This is a genomic window from Paraburkholderia sp. BR10872, assembly GCF_040965835.1.
Classification (GTDB): Bacteria; Pseudomonadota; Gammaproteobacteria; order Burkholderiales; family Burkholderiaceae; genus Paraburkholderia; species Paraburkholderia nodosa_A.
Genome location: NZ_JBFRCN010000072.1, coordinates 13,830 through 33,883, shown reverse-complemented (window position 1 = coordinate 33,883; position 20,054 = coordinate 13,830). Strand labels below are relative to the sequence as shown.

The window sequence follows — 20,054 nt, the reverse complement described above, 5'->3', positions numbered from 1 at the left end:
ATTCCAGACGCAGGTTCATGGTGTTTCTCGGGTTCCAGGGCATGAACGGCTCCAGGCCAATCACTCGCCCGAAGTGTTACCCATGTCCCCGCACACCTGTTACCCATGTCTCCGGTCCATACACCGCTGCAAAGAAAGTAGGTGCCGCCCCGCACAGGGGCAACGCCTGCACACCGACGCGAACACAAGGAAAGGCCAACCCGGCCAGGAACAACGACAAAAAACCAACCCTCACCGCGGCGTCAGCTGCGCATAAACATCATGCGCAAGCTGCAGCAACGCCTTACGATCGATCCCCCCGGAAAGCGCATACCCAAAGTCGCCATCCACCCAATAAAACACATTCACAGGCCCATCCTGATAAAGCTTGAACGCGGTGGTATTGGCGCTCGCCTTGCGGTGCGAGATACACAGCGTCACCCGCTCGCCACGCGCATTGTGATACATGAACTGCGCGACTTCGCCGCCGTCGTCGGCCGGCAACAACCGCCCACCCGAAAGCTCGAACCCGCTCTTCGAGAGCATCGGCGCGCGCACGTTGGTGCCGAGCCGGTTCGCGAGCCACTTCACGAAGTCCTGCTCCTGACTGTCGTCCATCGTGTCGGGACGCGCCACCGTCGGCATGTAGACCACGTGCGCGAGCGCCGCTTGCTGCGCAAAGCGCATGGTGCCATCCGCGCTCACCGTGCGTAGTTCGCCGCCGCCAGCCGCGCCTGCGGGTCCGCCCGTGCCGCTCATGCCGTAATGCATGCCCCACCCGATGCCCACGCCCAGCACGAGCGCCGCAGCGAGGCCCGCGAAGCGCGGCCAGTTTGCCGCCGGGCGCGCATTTCGCACCGCTTGCTGCGCGGGCTCAGGGGCGGCCACGCGCAGGCGCGCAGGCAGCGGCTCGTTGAGCACGCGGTCGTAACGCTCGTGCAGCAGATTGTTCAGCGCGAAGAAGTCGCTCGCGCGCGCGGCAAGCTCGGGGTTGCGCTCGAGCTCGCGCTCCACGTCGGCGCGACGCGCCTCGGAAAGCGTGCCGTCCACGTAGGCGTGGATCTCGTCTTGCGTGACTGGATTTTGTTGCTCGCTCATCGCACCACCTTCAGATTCGCACGCGGGACGGAACCGGCCATGAGCGCCCGCAAGCGCTCACGTCCCCTCGACAGACGCGACATGACCGTGCCGATCGGTATGTCGAGCGCCAATGCGACATCGGCGTAGCTCATCTCCTCCAGTCCTACCAGAAGCACCACCTCGCGCTGCTCCACGGGCAGACGCTGCAGCGCAAAGTCCAGATCGCGCACTTCGAGCGCACCCGTCTGCGCGGCGGGCACGGCGTAGTCGGTTTCGGGCACGCTGTCGTCATCGACGGAAACATGGGCCCCGCGTGCCGCCGACTTGCGCACCTGGTTCACGAACAGGTTGTGCATGATCGTGAAGAGCCAGGCGCGCAGATCGGTGCCCGAACGGAACAACTCCGTGCGGGCGATGGCGCGCTCGAGCGTGTCCTGCACGAGGTCGTCGGCAAGCTCGCGGTTGTTGATCAGCGCGCGCGCGTAGCGTCGCAGGCGCGGCACGTGTTCTATCAACTCGTCACGGATGTCCATGTTTCATCCTGGATTGCCGCAAGGGTCATTGCGCGGTTTGCATCCTCGGGCGGGTTCACGATCCTTCGCCTTCGCGCGCCGGCTGCGCGGCGAGCGTCGCGAGGTCCGCCGCGCGCATCAAGCCGCGCGTTTGGGCGTTGCCCGCGAGCACCCAGCGCGTGCCGTGCTCGCGCCACATCAGGAGCCGCAGCGGCCCCGCGCGGTGTGCGCTCCACTGCGGGGCCGCGCCGGCCAGCCACGCCCGGCTCGCGAGCAGCACCACGCGCTCGCCCTGGTTGTTCTCGTACACATAGCGCTGCGCACTCGCAAACGGGCCAACCCGCACTTCGCCACCGCCGAGAAAATGCAGGCCCGCCGCGCCGAAATCGAACGGCGCACGCGCCGCGCCCGCTTCCAGCGCCTCCGGCTGCCCGTTTTCGGCTTCCATCAGCGCCATCACCGCAGCGTTGTTCAGCACTTGTTGCGACGGCTCCGTCACGCCGATCCACGCCACTGCAGCACCCGCCATCGCCAGCGCAGCCGCGAGAGCGATAGCGTAGCGCAACGCCCGCCTGCTCCGGGCTGGCGCGGCGCGCGAGTGCGGCGTCTGCGCGGGCCGGGCCGGGTAAGCATCGCGGATCTGGGCGTTCAGACGCCGGTAGAACAGGATGCGATGCCATTCGCCGGGCTTGCCAGCGAGGTAACGCCGCACGTGCGCCGCCTGCGCGCCGGCAAGCGTGCCGTCGCTATAGGCTTGGATATCGGCTTCGGAAACCGGCGGCTCATCGAGCGGCCCGCGAAACTTCATGATCGTGAATCGACGTTGATTAGGTGGCGATGCGGGGGCTAACGCGCGGCGAGACCGGATTATTCCAGCTGGCGGCGAAATTCCCCTTTTGCGTGGCGCTCGAGCGACTTTGCGCCCCGCGGGCGGGCCATTCATCGCATCCGCATAAAAAAACGCCACATTACCCGCATTGAATAATATTTGAATTATTTCCTTAAAAGCGCATGCGAGCATCACGCCCAACTGCCGCGCATCCTGCGGCATGTTCGTAATTGACGGGAATTCAAGTGAAAAATGCTGCTCGCCTCATTGCCTTGTCGGTAGCGCTGCAAGGTCTCGCCATTCAACCCAGCGTTGCGCAAAGCACGCTCAACTACACCACGTCCTGGATCGGCAACAGCTTCGGTTTCGGCGACGGCAAGTGGATGCAGCAGGACGTACAGGCCATCGCCGTCGCGCCCGACGGCACCGTCTACGCGAACGCGCCCTGGGACGAAAGCGGCAGCGAGATCGGCGTCTACCGCGGCGGCGACAAGCTCGCGGTGGCCGGCAACACGCATGGCTGGGGCAATGCGGGCGGCGACGCTATCGCGGCGAACAGTACCTATGTCTATGCCGCGATGTCGATCGGCAACCAGAGCAATGCTCTCGTGGGCGCGGACTATCCGCCCGCCAACCAGACCTGGTTCGGCGTGACGCGCCGGCTGCGCTCGAACGTGGCGCAGGGCGCGCCGTTCGCGAGCGGCATCGGCAACAGCGCGAACGCGACGAAAAACAGCTTCCTGCGCGTGCTCGCCGCCCCGAGCAGCAGCGACGGCGCCGTGCGCGGCCTCGCCGCCACCGACGCCGAACTGTACGTTGCCGATACCGCGGACAACCGCATCGTGGTCTACGACGCGCAAACCATGCGTCAGCTCCGTGCTTTCACCGTGCCGACGCCGGGCCGCATTGCGCTGGCCACGGACGGCACGCTCTGGGTGATCCAGGGCATGCAGGACGCGAACGGCCCGAGCATCGGTCACTACCGCAAGGACGGCACCGCGCTCAACGATGCACCCGTGCTGCCTGCGGGCACCGTGCCGACCGATCTCGCCTTCGCGCCTTCCGGCCAGCTCTCGATTGCCGACAACGGCCCTTCGCAGCAGATTCTGCTTTACGCCCGCTCGTCGAGCGGCCAGTTGGCGGCCGCGGGCACGCTGGGCACGCGCCAGGGCATCTTCCACGTCGTGGAGGGCGCGCCCGGCGACTGGCGCTTCAACGGCATCACCAGCATCGGCTACGACCAGGCGGGCAACCTGTACGTCGCGCAGAACGGCCAGGGGCCGCGACCGTACGGCACCGCGCTGGTCGGCCAGGGAGCGGTGCTCGAGAGCTACGCGATGGGCACGCGCACGCTGGGCTGGCGCCTCGACGGCCTGACCTTCGTCGATGCCGCCGCCTTCGACCCCGCCAACACCGCCAACGTCTTCACCGGCTCGAAGCGCTTCACGCTCGACTACAGCCAGGCGCCCGGCAAGCAATGGACCTATGCGGGCTTCACGCTCAACCGCTTCGTGTATCCCGACGATCCCGCGCTGCACTCCACGCGCGGCGTGCGCGGCTCGCCCATGGTGCGGCGCTTCAACGGCCAGCCATTCCTCTATACGCTCGACCAGTACGCGCACTACCTGAACATCTACCGCTTCTCGAGCGCGACCGATGGCGAAGTCGCGATTCCCTCGGGCCTGCTCGCCCAGAATCCGATGCCGGGCAACTGGCCCGCCGGCCAGCCGACCTACGGCGAGTGGATGTGGCGCGACGCGAACGGCGACGGCCACGTGGACGCGAGCGAGATCACCTCGAACCCCTCGACGGGCGCGACCGTCGGCAACGGCTACTGGTGGGTGGACACGCCCGGCAACGTGTGGCTCGCCACGCCGCTTTCGGGAATTCGCGAGATGCCGATGCAAGGGCTCGACGCACAGGGGAATCCGCAGTACACCTATGCATCGTCGAAGATGTTCCCGATGCCGGCGCCGTTCAACCGCATCGCACGGATCGTCTACGTGGCCGAAACCGACACGATGTACATCACCGGCTTCACCGCGAACATTCCGTGGGATGCGTCGCACTGGAAGGAAGCCGGGCCCGTGCTCGCGCGTTACGACAACTGGTCGAGCGGTTCGCCCACGCTCACGTGGCAGGCGTCGTTGCCCTGGAACACGGGCAGCAGCCCGCAGGTGACAACGGTGGGGATCGCCGTGGCCGGCAACTATGTGTTCATCGCGGAGCTCTACACGCAGAAGGTCGACGTATACGACGCGCGCAGCGGCCAGATCGTCGGCTCGATGACGCCCGGTGCGAACGTGGGCAATACGAGCGGGTGGGTGGACATCTATATGGGCATGAGCGCCGCGCAGCGCGATAACGGCGATTACGTGGTGCTCGTGGAGGACGACGCGCGCGCCAAGATCCTGATGTACGACTGGACGCCGGGTTGAGGCGCTGCGCCTTTACGGCCGCCCCGACACGTGCGTGGAAAACGCCACGCGATTGCGGCCGTCGCGCTTTGCGCGGTAAAGCGCGGCGTCGGCTTCCTCGATCAGCGCCGTTTCCGCGAGCCCCGGCGCGGGCGTGAGCGTCGCCACGCCAATGCTGATCGTGAGGTGCTCGCTCACGGCTGAACCCACGTGCGGCAACGCGAGTCCCACCACGTCGCGGCGCATTTTCTCGGCGAGCAGCCGCGCGCCCGCGCTGCCCGTGCCCGGCAGCACCACGGCGAACTCTTCGCCGCCGAAGCGCGCCACGAGGTCGCGCGGCTGACGTATCTCGCGGCGGATCGTCGTCGCCACCGAGCGCAGCACGTTGTCGCCCGCCACGTGGCCGTAGGTGTCGTTATAGGGTTTGAAGTAGTCCACGTCGATCATCAGCAGCGACACTTCAGTGCGCTCGCGCTCCGCCCGCTTCCACTCGGCGCTCAGGAATTCGTCCAGGTAGCGCCGGTTCGAGAGGCCGGTCAGGCCATCCGAATGCGTCAGGCGGCGCAGTTCGAGGTTCGCGCGGAGCAGCTCCTGCTGCGAGCGGCGCAGCGCGCGATAGGCCTCGTCGCGCTGGAGCATGTTTACGTAGGATCGCGAATGATATTTCACGCGCGCGATCAGCTCGACGCTGTCCGGCAGCTTGACGAGGTAATCGTTGGCCCCCGATGCGAACGCCGCGCTCTTGATGGCGGGTTCTTCCTTGGTGGAGAGCACGATGATCGGCACGTCGCGTGTCGCTTCGTTCACGCGGTAGGCGCGCACGAGCGTGAGGCCGTCGGTGCCCGGCATCACGAGGTCCTGCAGGATCACGGTCGGGCGCACTTCCTCGGCCGTGCGCACGGCCTGGTCGGGATGCGCGCAATAGTGGAAGTCGATCTCGCGTTCGCTGGCGAGCGCCCGGCGCACCGCCTCCGCCACGATCGCCTGGTCGTCCACCAGCAGCACCATCATCGGCATGTCGGCGGCGGGCATCGTTTGCTCCAGCGCGCTGCGCACGGCCTCCAGCGCGACAGCGAGCGAAGCGTCGTCGGCGCTGCTGGGGTCGAGATCCGCGTCGATGCCGACGTCCGGCCCGATGCTGTCGGCAACGTTTGCGCTGGTTGGAAGATTGGACTTCTCGGTCATGATATCGGTCGCGTCTCGTGATGGCTGGCATCTAGCCGGCAGGTTGATGCGGGAGTTTCACCCGGCTCGCAAGCTCGGCGGCAATGGCGTCGAGCGGCAGGATCGCGCGCGCGGCGAAGAGCGCCGCCGCCGCTTTGGGCATGCCGTATACGGCGCTCGTCGCCTCGTCCTGGGCGATGGTGTGCCAGCCCTTGGCGCGCATCGCCTTCAGGCCGATCGCCCCGTCGCGTCCCATGCCCGTGAGCAGCACGCCAATCGCCTCGCCCGTCCAGCGCTCGACGAGGCTGTGAAAGAACGTATCGACGGAGGGACGGTAGGGTGTGTCGGCCGGCTCGCGAGTGTAAGCCAGCTTGCCGCCCGCTGTCATGCGCAGATGATCGTTGGTCGCGGCGAGCAGTACGCAGCCGGGCTCGGGCTGCTCGCCCTCGAGCGCGATGCGCACCGTGAGCGGCGTCTGGCCGTCGAGCCAGGCGGCCATGCCCGCGGCGAACGACTGGTCCACGTGCTGCACGATCACGACGCTCGCGCCGAAACCGGCGGGCAACGCAGCGAGCACGGTGGCGAGCGCGCTGGGGCCGCCCGCCGAGGCGCCGATCGCGATGAGCGGCGCTTTCGGCATGCCGGAAGCGGTGAACGCCGGCGCGCGCGCGGCGAGATCGAGCGCGCCCGACACGCGCCCGATCTGCTCGATTTTCGCGAGCAGCAGGTCCATGGTGCAGCGCGTGTCGGGCCCGGCGAGCGTGGGAGTATCGACAGCATCGAGCGCGCCCGCGCCCATTGCCTCGTACACGCGCCAGGCGTTCGCGCCCACGCTGCTCGTCACGATCAGGATCGGGCACGGCGAGCGCGCCATGATTTGCCGCGTGGCCTCTACGCCATCGACCTTCGGCATCACGAGATCCATGAGGATCACGTCGGGCACCTGTGCCGCGCAGAACTGCACCGCGTCCTCGCCGTTCGCGGCGACCCACACCACGCGATGGCCCGGCCGCGTCGCGATGGCCTGGCGCAGCGCCTCGACTGCTAGCGGCATGTCGTTGGCGATACCGATTTTCATCCCGTCGCCTCTCCGATCAGGTCGTTCACCGCGTCGAGCAGCGCTTCGTCGTGGAAGCTGCCCTTGGTCAGATAGTAGTCGGCGCCCGCGTCGAGGCCGCGCCGCCGGTCGTCTTCACGATCCTTGTACGAGACGATCATCACCGGCACGTTGCGATGCATCGCGTCGCCCTTGATCATCGTGACGAGTTCGATGCCGTCCATGCGCGGCATGTCGACGTCGGTGATGACGAGGTCGAAGTGCGCGTTGCGCAGGGTGCTCCAGCCGTCCATGCCGTCCACCGCCACCGTGACGTCGTAGCCGCGTTTTTCGAGCAGCTTGCGCTCCAGCTCCCGCACCGTCAAGGAGTCCTCGACAACGAGAATGCGCTTGCGTGCGCGCGCCCCATCGTGTGCGCCGCCGCGCGCCACTCCCGCGAGCTGGCCATCGCGCACAAGACGCGCGACCGACGTCACGATGTCCTCCACGTCGACGATCAGCGCGACCTCGCCGTCGTCGAGCAGCGCCGCCGCCGAGACATTGCGCACCTTGCCCAGACGCGCGTCGAGCGGCTGCACGGCGAGCGTGCGCTCGCCCGCGAAACGGTCCACGGCCACGCCATAGAGGCTCGCCTCGCTGCCCACCAGCACGACGTTGAGGTCTTCCGCGGTCGTGGCTTCGGCACCCGCGCCGAGCAGCTGGCGCGCGGTCACGAGCCCCACGGGCCGCCCTTCGAAGGCAATGTGCTGCTGGCCTTCGAGCATCTCGATCGTGCTGCGCGGCACGCTGAGCGCGCGGCGCACGTGCGCGAGCGGGAACGCATAGGCTTCGCCCGCGACCTCGACGATCAGGCTGCGCACCACCGAAAGCGTGAGCGGCAACTGCAGCACGAAGCGCGTGCCCTGCCCCGCCGCGCTCTCGATGCGCACCGTGCCGCGCACGGCCTTCGCGAAGTTCTGCACGGCGTCGAGGCCGACGCCGCGGCCCGACACGTCAGTGACGGTGTCGCGCAGCGAAAAGCCCGGCAGCAGCAGGAAGTCGAACAACTCGGCGTCGGACATCGCGGCCACGGCCTGGGGCTGCGCGAGCGAGCGCGCGGCGATGCTCGCGCGCAGTGCGTCGAGATCGATGCCCGCGCCGTCGTCGGCCACGGCGATCAGCAGCTTGCCGGCGCTATGGTGCGCTTCGAGCGTGAGGCTCGCCTCTTCCGGCTTGCCCGCGCGCTGTCTCGTTTCGGGGTCCTCGATACCGTGGTCGAGCGCGTTGCGCAGCAGGTGGCCGAGCGGCGCGTCGAGCATTTCGAGGATGTCGCGGTCTACTTGCGTCGACTCGCCGGCAATCGTGAAGCGCACGCGCTTGCCAAGCGAGCGCGCAAGATCGCGCACCACGCGCGGATAGGTGTGCGCCGTGTCGCCGACCGGCCGCATGCGACACTGCAGGGCCTCGTCGTAGAGGCGCTGCGCGAGTTGCGTGCCGCGCCGGTCGATGCGATCGACGTCGTCGAATCGTTCGGATAGCTGACGATCGAGCGACGCAACCGCATGGCGTATTTCCGCGAGTGCGTCGCGCGCGTCGGCGTCGAGCGCATCCCCATGGCGCTCCTGGAACTGGCCCAGCGCCGCGAGCACGTCGCCCTGCGCGCGGCGCGTGCGCAAGAGCCCTTCCGCGAACGGCCGCATGCGGCGCGACTCCACCAGCGATTCGCCCGCGAAGCCGAGCAAGCGGTCGAGCGTGCCGGCGCGCACGCGCAGCATGCGCTCGGCGTCGGCTGAACGGGGTGGCAGGGGTTGCGCGAGTGGCGCGGGTTCGACATCGGTGGACGCCACCGCCTCACGCTCCGGCTCGGGTAGACGCAGTGACGCCGCGAGCGCGGCAAGGTCGTCGGTTTCGGGCGCACTTTCGGCGGTGGTGTTGGACACGCTGGGCTGCGCCCCACCCTGAAGGCGCGCCGCGAACGCGACGACCGCCTCGTGCGAAAGCGGCGGCGCGTCGGCATCGCCTGCCGCGCTCAGCAAATCGATGCCGACGAGCAGTGCATCGATGCGCGCCGCGTCGATGCGCAACTCGCCGCGCTGCGCGGCCACGAAGCAATCCTCCATCGCGCTCGCCACCTCGACCGCCTCGGGCAGCCCGACGATGCGCGCTGCGCCCTTGAGCGAGTGCGTCGCGCGCATGCAGGCTTCCAGCGTGGCATCATCTTCGGGCGCGGACTCCAGCGCGAGCAGGCCCGCCGAAAGCGTGCGCGTCTGCGCAGCCGCCTCCTCATGGAAGAGGTCGAGCAGCGAGCGGCGGCTCAGCTCGTCGTCGCTCATCGCAAACTCCTTGCAAGCGCATCGAATAGCACCTCGGCATCGAGCACGCCCACGGAACGCCCGCGCCAGTGCGTCACGCCGCGCACGTGCCGCCCGGCCGACTGCGCGAGCGTGGCGGGCGCGGGCAGGAGCGCGTCGGCGCCGAAGTTCGCGACGCCCTCCACGGCATCGACGGGAAACGCCGTCGTTGCGCCCGCCCATTCGGTCACGAGCAGGCGCGGCGTGGCGGCGCGCGACGGTGCGCCGGGAGCCGCGGCATCGATACGCAGCAGCGCGGCCAGCGATACCGCGAGCGTGAGCACGCCGCGCACGTTCACGACGCCCAGCACGGCGGCGCTGCGCCGGTGCGGCAGCGTGTGGATGGCGCGCGCCTCGTGCACCTGGCGCAGCGCGGTGGCGGGCAGCGCGAGCCACTCGCCGCCCACGCGAAACACGAGCGAGCCTGCCTCGCGCGTGCGCGTGTCCACTGACTCAGGCGCGCGTTCGAGCGCAAGCGCGGTTGGCGCAAGCGGCGCGGGACGGTCGAGCATGCGCGCCGCCGCTTCTTCGAATACCGGGCAATTCAGGCAGCGCACGCACGTTTCGAGGCGCGGGCACGAGTTGTCGCCCAGCGTGCCGATGACTTTCCAGCACTGCTCGGGCAGTTGCGACGTCGGCACGAGGTCCTGCGCGCGGTCTTGCTCCAGTTCGCGCTCAGACATGCGGGCCTCCTGCGTCCGGTTCGGCACGCTGTGCGACTTCCTGTGCGGCGCGCTGTGCACGGCGCATCAGCCGGCGCGCGCCTTCGGCATCGCCCTGCACTTCGAGCAGCGCCGCCAGATGCGTGAGCGCTTCATAGTTCGAAGGCTCCAGATAGATGGCCTTGCGATAGTGCGCGAGCGCCGCGGCTGCGCGGCCCTGCGCATCGGCGATCAGGCCTAGCAGGTACCAGGTGCCCGCGTTCTGCGTCAACGCCTGCGCCGCTTGCGTGGCGAGACGTTCGGCCTCGTCGAGCGCGCCGGCATCCGCGAGACGACGCGCGTCGGCAAGCGCGGCTTCGGGCGTGGCGCCAATGGACGGCCCGTCCGCCGCGTGGGCGTTCATCACGGCCGCCGCGCGCGGAGCCGGCGCGACGTGCAAGGGCCGCAGCGAGAGCCGCGACGGCGCGGACCCGCGCGCTGCCGCGGCCAGCGGCGCGTCCAACGGTGCAAACACCGGCGCGCTGCCGAATGCGGGCGCCGCTGCCGTGGCGGCATTTACCGGCAGCGGCGTGAGCGCAGGCGGCACGGCGGCCGCCGGGCTCGCCGGATGGTGATGATCCGCCGTCGCGCCGGGTTCCGGCGCGCGAAAACCGAACGCGAGCGGAATATAGGCGGACACCATCTCATGGCGCATCATCAGCCCCGTTTCCGCCGGTCCGACGAAGATCATGCCGCCCGCCGAGAGGCGCGCACGCAGCAGGTCGATGGCGCGGTCCTGCGAGGCGCGGTCGAAATAGATGAGCACGTTGCGGCAAAAAATGAAGTCGTAGCGCACCGGGTGCGGCGCGAGCCATTCGAACAGGTTCGCGCGCTCGAAGGTCACGGCGCGGCGCACCGTCGCGGCGATACGCCATCCGTCCGGCGCCGCCTCGAAATAGCGGTCGCGAAACGCGAGGCCGTCGCCCCGAAACGCGTTGCGGCCATACACGCCGCGCGCGGCCGCCGCAATCGACTGGCCGCTGATGTCGATCGCGTCGATGGCGAACTGCTCGTGCGCGAGGCCCGCGTCGAGCAGCGCCATGGCCGCCGAGTACGGCTCCTCGCCGCTCGAGCACGGCGCACTCAGCACGCGCAGCACGTCGCCGGGCTGCGCGGCCAGCCGCTTCGTGCCGAGGCGCGCGAGCGCGGCGAAGGCCTCGCGCTCGCGAAAGAACCAGGTCTCGGGCACCACGAGCGAATCGATCAGCGCCTGGCGCTCGGCAGGCGTGGTCGTGAGACGCTGCCAGTAGGCTTCGCGCGCCCAGTCGGGCAGCGCGGCGCCGCTCATCCACTCCTTGCGCGTGTCGGCCGGATGCAGGTCCGCGTGAACCTCGAGCGTCACTGCCGCCCGAGAGCCCACCGCGCGGGCGAGCGCGTTGGCGCCCAGCGATTCGGCGTCGATGCCGGTTTCCTCGAGCAGCCAGCCGGCAAAGCGCGGGTCGGCCTGTCTCATGGGGCGCCTTGCCACGAAGGCGGATCGGGAAAGAGCAGCGCGCGCACGCGCGCATCGAGCAGCTGGGCGACTTTCACCCACTGCACGAAGCCGCGCTCGTCGCGCGCGACGGGCCCGAGCCAGCGCGCCTCGGGCGTGGCAATGCCGCCTTCGGCAAAGCGCTCGGGCGCAATCGACTGTGTGCGCGTCGCGCTTTCGAGCAGCAGCGCGAGGCGGCGCGGCGGCGCATGAGCGGCAGCGGCGCCGGTCGCGGCGCCACCGTCATACACGAGCACGAGCCGCGTGGACATGAGCGTGCGCGCAGGCCGCCCGAGCGCGAGCATCGGCAGATCGACCACGGGCACGGGCGCGCCCTCGTAGTCGATCACGCCGGCGATATACGCGGGCGTGCCCGGAAACGCGCGCACGGGCGCGAGCGGCAGCACGTGCGCAATCTCGCGGGCATCGAGCGCGTAACGCTCGCCGTCCAGTTCGAACACCAGGAAGAGCATCGCCGCTCCCGCGTCACGCCTCGATCCTGAACCGCGACACGCCGGTGCGCAGTTCGTTGGCGACGAGCGTGAGATTGTCGATGGCCTGCGAGGACTGGCGCAGCGACTCCGCCGTCTGCTGGGCGGCTTCGGAAAGCTGCGTGAGCGCCTGGGTGATCTGCTCGGCGCTCGTGGCCTGCGCCTGCATGCCGTCGTTCACCACCTGGAAGCGCGGCGCGAGCGTCTGCACCGCGCCGATGATCTGCGAAAGCTGCGCGCCCACGGCCTGCACGTCGTGCATGCCGCGCCGTACTTCCTCCGCGAACTTGTCCATGCCCATCACGCCCGCCGACACCGCTGACTGGATCTCTTTCACGGTCTGCTCGATGTCGTAAGTCGCGACGGCAGTCTGGTCGGCGAGGCGGCGGATTTCAGTCGCGACCACGGAGAAGCCGCGCCCGTACTCGCCCGCCTTCTCCGCTTCGATCGCCGCGTTCAGCGAAAGCAGATTGGTCTGGTCGGCCACCTTCGTGATCGTCGCCACGACCTGATTGATGCTCACGGCCTTCTCGTTGAGGATGGCGAGCTTGGCGTTCACCGAGCCCGCCGCTTCCATCACGCTGCGCATGGTGTCTTCCATGTGGGTGAGGCCGCTCTGGCTCGTGCTGGCGAGCCCGGCCGACTGCTCGGCCACTGTCGCCACCTCGCTCATGGTGCGCACGAGGTCGCGCGCCGTGGCGAAAATCTCGCGCGAGGTCGCGCCGATCTCGGTCGTGGTGGCGGCCGTCTCGCTCGCGGTGGCCTGCTGCTCTTTCGACGTCGCGGCCACTTCGGCCACCGAGGTCGAGACCTGCAGCGACGACTTTTGCGCCTGGGCGACGAGGCTGGCCAGTTCGTCGCTCATTCGGTTGAAGCCGTCTTCGAGCACGCCGAATTCGTCGGTGCGGTCTAGCGCGAGGCGCTGCGAGAGGTTGCCGGTGCGCATGGAGTCGTGCACATCCACGAGGCGCGCCATCGGCACCGTAATCGCGCGATAGAGCGCGTAACCCGTGGCGAGCGCCGCGAGCAGCACGACGCCCAGCGCCGTGGCGAGCGTGATCTCCGTGCCCGTGACCGAGTTGCGGATGGTCTGCGCGGACTCGTCGGCCTGCTGACGGTTTTCGTCGACGAGCGTGTTGGCCGTGGCGAGCACCTCCTGCCACGCCGGGCCGATCTGCGCAAACGCGGCCTGCGCGGCGGGGCGCGAGGCGGGCAGTTGGCTCACGACCGCCTTCGCCAGCGGCAGATAGCGCGCGTAAGCGTCGCGAAAGCGCTGGAAGCGCTCGCGGTCGTCGCTGCGAAAAAGCGTGTGTTCATACTGCCGTGCGGTCTCCTCGACCCGCGCCAAGGCAGCGGGCAGGCCCGACAGGTCGCGGGCCACGCTTTCCGGGTCGGCATCGACGAAGGCCGCGCGTTCGACGAGGCTATAGGTCTGGTTGGCCGCCGCGCGCAGCGAGGTCGCGTAGAACAGGCCCGGCACCGAATCGCTCGTGAGGCTCATCGCCTCGCTGTCGATGGCGCGCAGGCGGTCCCACGAGATCGCGGCCATCGCGAGCATGAGCACGAACAGCAAGCCGAAGCTGAGGACGATGCGTGTGCCGAGGGTGAAGCGAGCCTGAGTCTGTCGAGGCAGGCCGGCTCGGCCGGAACGGGGCATGGCGGTGCTCATTGCGCTAAAGACTCTCCGGTGGCGTGGACCGGCGCGACCGCCCTGCCGGCGAGGCGGGGCGCGGCTGCGCAGGGCGAGGCCGCGCGCGGCGGCCTTGACCGCCGTAGTGTAATGGGTTTGCGCACTTTTATGGAACAAGCGATGCTAGCGGTCAGCCACGCAGGACGGGGCTTGCCGGGCTTTCGGAGATAAATCTGCAGAGTTCGCCGGGCCTTTTGGCGGCCCGGCGCAGCGCCGCGCGGGGACGCGGGCGCGCCGTGGGCGATGCGTCCCGCATCGGCGGGCGGGCGAGAAACAGCCAAAGCGGCCGGGGCGGCCGCCGCGCAGGGAGCGCTTTACTTCTTGACGAAGCGCAGCGTAGCGTCGACGACCATCTCGCGATGGCGCGCACGCAAGCGCGGATGCGAGGGGTCGCGCCCGAACGCCGCGCCGAACGTGTGGCGGTTACCTACGCGATGAAAGCACATCGAGCTGATGAGCAGGTGCAGGTCGATGGGATCGATGTCTTCGCGAAATGCGCCGCTCGCCACGCCGCGCGCGAGCAGGTCTTCGATCGTGCGGATCGCGCTGGCGTTGCGGCTGCGGAAGGTCTTCAGGCGCTCGATGTACTTCGCGCCATGAATGTTCTCGATGGTCACGAGGCGCACGAAGTCGCGGTGGCGGTCGTGATAGTCGAAGGTGAATTCGACGAGCCGCCGCAGGCCTTCCATAGGGTCCAGTTCGTCGATGTGCAGGTCCAGTTCGAGCGCGCGGATGTCGCCGTAGACCTTGTCGAGCACCGCTTCGTACAGCCCTTCCTTGCTGCCGAAGTAGTAATACAGCATGCGCTTGGTGGTGTTGGTGCGTTCGGCGATCGCGTCTACACGCGCGCCTGCGAGACCCATGGCCGAGAATTCGGCCGTCGCCACTTCGAGGATATTGCGCCTGGTCTGCTCGGGATCGTACTTGCGCCGGCTTTCGGATTGAGCATCGTTGCGTTCGGCCGAAGCCGCCGGTCTTGCCATGTTTTTTTGGCCCGCAGCAGGGAAGGAATGCCGGCGATTTTAGCACGCGGGGCGCGGCCCTATAGAAGGTGCCGCGCCCCGCTGTCCCGCCGAAAGCCCGCGCGCAGGCGGCCTGCGAGCCTTACAGCTCGATGCGCTTGATATCGCCCACGATGAAGATATACGAGGCCGCGCCGATCAGCGCGATCACGCCGATGAATACGAGCGCCCAGACGAACGAGCCCGTCGCACCCACGATCAGCCCCACCACCAGCGGCGTGATGATGCCCGCGAGATTGGCCGCCAGGTTGAAGATGCCGCCGGTGAGACCGAGCATGCCGGCCGGCGCGATATCCGACACGAGCGTCCAGCCGAGCGCAGCCATCCCTTGCGCGAAGAACGCCACCGAGAGGATCGCGATCACGGCCACGTTGCTGTCCACGAAGTTCGCGAGAATGATCGTCGAGGCGAGCAGCAGACCGGCGATGATCGGCAGCTTGCGCGCCACGTTGGCCGAGATGCCGCGGCGCAGCATCCAGTCGGAGAAGGTGCCGCCGAACATCACGCCGATCGACGCGGCAATGAACGGCATGATCGCGAAGAAGCCGATCTTGAGCCAGCCCATGTGGCGCTCGGTGGCGAGATAGGTCGGGAACCACGTGAGGAAGAACACGAGCGTGGAGTTGCCCGCGAACTGCCCGAGGCAGATGCCCGCGAGCTGACGGCGGCGCACCAGTTTGCCGGCCATGCGCCAGTCGAAACCCTGCTTTTTCGGTTCGCCGGCAGCGGCTTGCGCGTCGGCCTTGCGTTCGTGGCGAGCGAGACCGCCGCCCGCCTCGATGTAGTCGAGTTCGGCGCGGTTGGCCGCGGGGTGCTCGTGCGGCTCGCGATACAGGAACCACCACACGAGGCCGAACGCGATGCCCACGCCGCCCACCACGTAGAACAGCGAGCGCCAGCCATACGCCCCCATCAGCGCGAAGAGGAACGGACTGAAGAACGCGAGACCGATGTATTCGCCGACCGTATAGGTGCCCGTGGCGAATGCGCGCTCGCTTTGCGGGAACCATGTGGCGACCACGCGGCTATTGGTCGGGAAGCACGGCGACTCCGCGGCGCCGAGACCCAGACGACACGCGAACAGCGCGCCCACGCCGCTGATGAAGCCCTGAGCGAGCGTGCACATCGACCAGAGCGTCATCGAGAGCCAGTAGGTGAACTTGCTGCCGAAGCGGTCGAGGAACACGCCGCCCGGAATCTGAGCGACGACGTAGCTCCACGAGAACGCCGAGAACACGAGGCCCATGAGCGCCGCGTTGATGCCCAGTTCCCTGGTGAGCTGCGGCGCTGCGATGCCGAGCACGGTGCGATCGAGGTAATTGATCATCGTGCCGACGGCCAGCAGGCCCAGGATGCGATAGCGCGCTTTCGAGCGGCGCATCGCGCCCTCGACGGGGGCGGCTGCGGAAAGGTTCGGCGCGTCGCCGCGCCCCGTGGATACGGGTGGTGCCATGTCTTCGTCTCCGATATGTCGACAGGAGTTGGCGCTTCAGCGCTTACTCCTGTCCCATGCCCATGTGGCGGTCGACGGGAGTTGGCGCTTCAGCGTTTACTCCTGTCCCATGCCCATGTGGCGGTCGACGGGAGTTGGCGCTTTTGCGCTGACTCCCGCCGCGCGCTGTCGTTGTTATTCGCTGGCGCTTGCAGCATTCGCCGCCAGCATGGACTGCAGATGCGCATACATGCGTTCCGCGTCGGGCTCGACACCCGTGAACAGCCGGAACGCATCCACTGCCTGGTACACCGCCATGCCGCCGCCGCTCAGCGTGCGGCAGCCGCGCGCCTCGGCCGCTTCGAGCAGCGCGGTGCGGATCGGGAAATAGACGATGTCCGCCACCCACAGCCGCTCGTGCAGATACTCCGCAGGCAACGGCATACCGGGCAGCTTCGCCATGCCGGTAGGCGTGGCGTGGATGAGGCCGGTGGCGTGCTTGAGCACTTCGCGCAGATCGCCGCCCGCGCTCACGCGAGCCGCCGGGAAGCGCGCCTGCAATTCGCTGGCGAGCGATTCGGCACGCGAGGCGTCCACGTCGAACAGCGTGAGCGCCTGGGCGCCCATCTGCAGCGCCGCGTGTGCGACCGCCGCGCCCGCGCCGCCCGCGCCCAGTTGCACCACCGCTTCGAGCGAGACATCGGGCAGGCCGCGCTGGAACGCGCGCGCGAAACCCGACCAGTCGGTGTTGTGGCCGATGCGCTTGCCGTCGCGGAAGAGCACCGTGTTCACGGCGCCGAGCGCAAGGGCGTCATCGGAGAGTTCGTCGAGCAGTTCGATCACGGCCTGCTTGCACGGATAGGTGATGTTCAAACCGTCGAAACCCATGCGCTCGGCGGCCAGCAGCAACTCGGGCAGCGCGGCGGGCGTGAGCTTCAGCGCTTCGAGGTCGATGCGCCGATATACATAGTGGAAGCCGAGTTCGCGGCCTTCCTGCTCCTGCATCGCGGGCGTGAGCGAACCGCCGATGCCCGAGCCGATCAGGCCGCAGAGAAACGAGTTGGCGGTTGCGCGCGCGCCCAGCGCATTCGTGTTGGCGTGGTTCTGGGCGCTCATTTCGTCACCTTTTTGGCGAGCAGCGTGGCCATGCGCTCCAGCGCGAGCACATACCCTTGCGTGCCGCAGCCGACGATGATGGCCTCTGCAATGGGCGAAACGAACGAATGGTGCCGGAACGCCTCGCGCTTGTGCACGTTCGAGATATGGACCTCGATCACGGGCTTCGCGATGGCGGAAAGCGCATCGGCGATCGCCACCGACGTATGCGTATAGGCAGCCGGATTGATGACGATGCCGTCCACGCGCGTGCGCGCTTCGTGCAGCCAGTCGATCAGCTGATGCTCGGCGTTCGACTGGCGAAAATCGATCTCGAGCCCAAGACGCGCCGCCGCCTCGCGGCACAGGTTGGCAACGTCATCTAACGTTTCAGCGCCGTAGATCGCAGGCTCCCGCGTTCCCAGCAGATTCAGGTTCGGTCCGTTCAGGACCAGCACCGAAGGCATTCCCATTACACACACTCCAGAACAGCTTGACGACCGGCACGGCGCATGCTCGAGAACCGTTGCATGTTTCACCGCATGGTCGCCAGTGTGCCGCGAAGCGGTACACCGGTCACCTGGGGTTTGCCAGAATTTGTACTAACTAGTTAGTTTGGCGTATCCTTCGGACACTCCAGCGGCAAGTATGTCTGCGGTGCGCCAGTTAGTTAAATGCCCGCCCTACACCGCCGCGCCGGACCCTTGTTCAACACCGAAGTCGCCGTCAGCAAGCTCGCCATGCCCATGTCCAAGCCGCTCCACGCCCCCTCTCGCGCGCTGCGTCGCTCGATCGCCACGGTGTCGATCAGCGGCACGCTCGCCGACAAGCTCGCCGCGATCCGCGCCGCCGGCTTCGACGCGGTCGAGATCTTCGAGAACGATCTGCTCTATTTCGAAGGCTCGCCCGCCGACGTGCGCCACATGGCCGGCGATCTCGGCCTCGATATCGTGCTGTACCAGCCGTTCCGCGATTTCGAAGGCGTTGCGCCCGAACGCCTCGCGCGCAACATCGAACGCGTGAAGCGCAAGTTCGACGTCATGCATCAGTTGGGTACGGACCGTTTGCTGGTGTGCAGCAATGTCTCGCCCGACACGATCTGCGACGACGGCCTCGCTGCGGAACAGCTTGGCGCGCTCGCGCAGGCCGCCGGGGAAGCGGGCGTGACGATCTGTTATGAGGCGCTTGCGTGGGGACGCCACGTGCGCACCTATGGCCACGCGTGGCGGCTCGTCAACACCGTCGATCACGCGAACCTGACGCTCGCGCTGGACAGTTTCCACACGCTCTCGCTCGATGACGCGCCCGACGGCATCGCTACGATTCCGGGCGCGCGCATCGGCTTCGTGCAGATCGCCGACGCACCGAGAATGCAAATGGACGTGCTCGAATGGAGCCGGCACTATCGCTGCTTCCCGGGCCAGGGCGACTTCGCGCTCGCGGATTTCACGGCCCAGGTGGTGAAAAGCGGCTACACGGGCCCGCTTTCGCTCGAAATCTTCAACGACGGCTTTCGCGGCGCGCCGCCCGCCGCCACGGCCGCCGACGGCCATCGTTCGCTCTTGCTGCTCGAATCGCTCACGCGCGAAACCCTGCATGCGGAGCATGTCGAAGCGAGTGCGCTCTACCACCCGAGCGCCGCACCCGCGAACGCGCAGTGGCAATTCCTCGAGTTCGCCGTGGACGACACCGCCCGCGCGCATGTGGCGAACTGGCTTGAAAAGCTGCATTTCCGCCGCGCGGGCCAGCATCGTTCGAAGGACGTGACGCTCTATCAGCACGGCTCGGCCGCCATCGTCCTCAACGCCGAGCCCGACTCGTTCGCCGACGCGTTTTTCCAGCGCCACGGGCTCTCGCTCTGCGCCTCGGCGTTTCGCGTGGACGATGCGCGCCTCGCGCTCGAACGCGCGGCGGGATTTGGCTACCAGCCGTTCTCAGGCCGCGTGGGTCCGAACGAGCGCGTGGTGCCCGCCGTCCAGGGGCCGGACGGCAGTCTTAACTATTTCGTTAACGAGGAGCCGGGCCAGCCCACCCTCTTCGAGGCCGATTTCGCGCTCACGGATATCGACGGCCCGGTCGAAGTAGGACCGATCGCGGGCATCGATCACGTGAGCCTTTCGCTGCCTGCCGGCTCGTTCGATTCATGGGTGCTGTTCCTGAAGTCGGCGTTCGGGCTCGAAGCGACGCCCGCCGTGCTGCTGCCCGATCCGTACGGCCTCGTGCGCAGCCGGGCGCTCATGAGCCGCGACCGCGGGCTGCGCGTGGTGCTCAACGCCTCGGTGGACCAGCACACGGCCGCGGCAGAAACCGTGCGCGCCTACCACGGCACAGGCCTGAATCACGTGGCGTTCAGCACCGGCGACATCTTCCGCGCCGTGACCGAATTCGAGGCGGCCGGCGTGCCGCTCCTGCGCATACCGGCGAACTACTACGACGATCTCGACGCGCGCCACGCCCTCGACCCCGAGTTTCTCGACGCGCTGCGCAACCACAACCTGCTCTACGACCGCGACGAGCGCGGTGGCGAGTTCCTGCACGCCTATACGGAGACGCTCGACCAGCGCTTCTTCCTGGAGATCGTGGAGCGGCGCGGCGGCTACGACGGCTACGGCGCGCCCAACGCAGCCGTGCGCCTCGCGGCGCAGGCGCGCCAGCGCGCACTTGCCGCACAGAGCGCAGGCAAACCGCTGGATTGATTCAAACGCAGTCACCGTAGTCACTTCGCGCAGCAGTACGCACGCCGCATCGACCTGAAAGTCATGCGGCTTAGCAAAGAAAAATATA

16 protein-coding genes are annotated in these 20,054 nt (G+C 68.0%); 2 read left to right on the top strand and 14 right to left on the bottom strand.

Annotated features, from left to right (window positions below):
- Positions 1-231: 231 nt before the first annotated feature.
- The 3 genes from AB4Y43_RS36095 to AB4Y43_RS36085 are packed head-to-tail and all read right to left on the bottom strand — an operon-like array spanning position 232 to position 2,379.
- Complete coding sequence (locus tag AB4Y43_RS36095) at positions 232-1,077, bottom strand: anti-sigma factor (protein ID WP_368729961.1); 846 nt, start codon at positions 1,075-1,077, stop codon at positions 232-234.
- Positions 1,074-1,592 carry a sigma-70 family RNA polymerase sigma factor gene (locus AB4Y43_RS36090; RefSeq protein ID WP_069268594.1) on the bottom strand — a complete coding sequence of 173 codons (519 nt, stop codon included), beginning with the start codon at positions 1,590-1,592 and terminating at the stop codon, positions 1,074-1,076. Before AB4Y43_RS36090 ends, AB4Y43_RS36095 begins: the two co-directional genes overlap by 4 nt.
- Before the next feature lie 55 nt (positions 1,593-1,647).
- The gene (locus AB4Y43_RS36085) at positions 1,648-2,379 is read right to left on the bottom strand and encodes a transcriptional regulator (protein ID WP_368683525.1); all 732 of its coding nucleotides are present in this window, start codon (positions 2,377-2,379) and stop codon (positions 1,648-1,650) included.
- Between the two features lie 404 nt (positions 2,380-2,783).
- Here AB4Y43_RS36085 and AB4Y43_RS36080 point away from each other — a divergent pair, with 404 nt between their 5' ends.
- Entirely contained in the window at positions 2,784-4,838 is a 2,055-nt protein-coding gene (locus AB4Y43_RS36080; RefSeq protein WP_342947627.1) for a hypothetical protein, read from the top strand.
- Between the two features lie 12 nt (positions 4,839-4,850).
- Here the strand turns inward: AB4Y43_RS36080 and AB4Y43_RS36075 are convergent, their stop codons facing one another.
- The 11 genes from AB4Y43_RS36075 to aroQ form a co-directional block, all read right to left on the bottom strand.
- Positions 4,851-5,849 carry a diguanylate cyclase gene (locus AB4Y43_RS36075; protein WP_368729963.1) on the bottom strand — a complete coding sequence of 333 codons (999 nt, stop codon included), beginning with the start codon at positions 5,847-5,849 and terminating at the stop codon, positions 4,851-4,853.
- A 184-nt stretch (positions 5,850-6,033) separates the two neighbouring features.
- On the bottom strand, positions 6,034-7,059 hold the full coding sequence (locus tag AB4Y43_RS36070; RefSeq protein WP_368729960.1) for a chemotaxis response regulator protein-glutamate methylesterase: 1,026 nt from the start codon (positions 7,057-7,059) through the stop codon (positions 6,034-6,036).
- Positions 7,056-9,350, bottom strand: a complete 2,295-nt coding sequence (locus tag AB4Y43_RS36065) for a hybrid sensor histidine kinase/response regulator (protein ID WP_368729959.1) — start codon at positions 9,348-9,350, stop codon at positions 7,056-7,058. The genes AB4Y43_RS36070 and AB4Y43_RS36065 overlap by 4 nt, the downstream gene beginning before the upstream one ends.
- Positions 9,347-10,051, bottom strand: coding sequence for a chemotaxis protein CheW (locus tag AB4Y43_RS36060; RefSeq protein ID WP_368729958.1), 705 nt, complete (start codon positions 10,049-10,051; stop codon positions 9,347-9,349). The genes AB4Y43_RS36065 and AB4Y43_RS36060 overlap by 4 nt, the downstream gene beginning before the upstream one ends.
- Positions 10,044-11,522, bottom strand: a complete 1,479-nt coding sequence (locus AB4Y43_RS36055) for a CheR family methyltransferase (RefSeq protein ID WP_368729957.1) — start codon at positions 11,520-11,522, stop codon at positions 10,044-10,046. The genes AB4Y43_RS36060 and AB4Y43_RS36055 overlap by 8 nt, the downstream gene beginning before the upstream one ends.
- Complete coding sequence (locus AB4Y43_RS36050; RefSeq protein ID WP_069268600.1) at positions 11,519-12,013, bottom strand: chemotaxis protein CheW; 495 nt, start codon at positions 12,011-12,013, stop codon at positions 11,519-11,521. Before AB4Y43_RS36050 ends, AB4Y43_RS36055 begins: the two co-directional genes overlap by 4 nt.
- A gap of 13 nt (positions 12,014-12,026) precedes the next feature.
- A complete protein-coding gene (locus AB4Y43_RS36045) occupies positions 12,027-13,700 on the bottom strand; it encodes a methyl-accepting chemotaxis protein (protein WP_368729956.1) in 1,674 nt (557 codons plus the stop codon).
- A gap of 335 nt (positions 13,701-14,035) precedes the next feature.
- On the bottom strand, positions 14,036-14,704 hold the full coding sequence (locus AB4Y43_RS36040) for a TetR/AcrR family transcriptional regulator (protein ID WP_069268602.1): 669 nt from the start codon (positions 14,702-14,704) through the stop codon (positions 14,036-14,038).
- A 121-nt stretch (positions 14,705-14,825) separates the two neighbouring features.
- A complete protein-coding gene (locus tag AB4Y43_RS36035; protein WP_368606027.1) occupies positions 14,826-16,124 on the bottom strand; it encodes an MFS transporter in 1,299 nt (432 codons plus the stop codon).
- Between the two features lie 246 nt (positions 16,125-16,370).
- Positions 16,371-17,291, bottom strand: coding sequence for a shikimate dehydrogenase (locus AB4Y43_RS36030; RefSeq protein ID WP_368729955.1), 921 nt, complete (start codon positions 17,289-17,291; stop codon positions 16,371-16,373).
- Complete coding sequence (gene aroQ / locus AB4Y43_RS36025) at positions 17,288-17,743, bottom strand: type II 3-dehydroquinate dehydratase (protein ID WP_069268605.1); 456 nt, start codon at positions 17,741-17,743, stop codon at positions 17,288-17,290. Before aroQ ends, AB4Y43_RS36030 begins: the two co-directional genes overlap by 4 nt.
- Before the next feature lie 306 nt (positions 17,744-18,049).
- On the opposite strand from aroQ, the gene AB4Y43_RS36020 reads away from it, so the two are divergent.
- A complete protein-coding gene (locus AB4Y43_RS36020) occupies positions 18,050-19,966 on the top strand; it encodes a bifunctional sugar phosphate isomerase/epimerase/4-hydroxyphenylpyruvate dioxygenase family protein (RefSeq protein WP_368729962.1) in 1,917 nt (638 codons plus the stop codon).
- Positions 19,967-20,054: the final 88 nt, after the last annotated feature.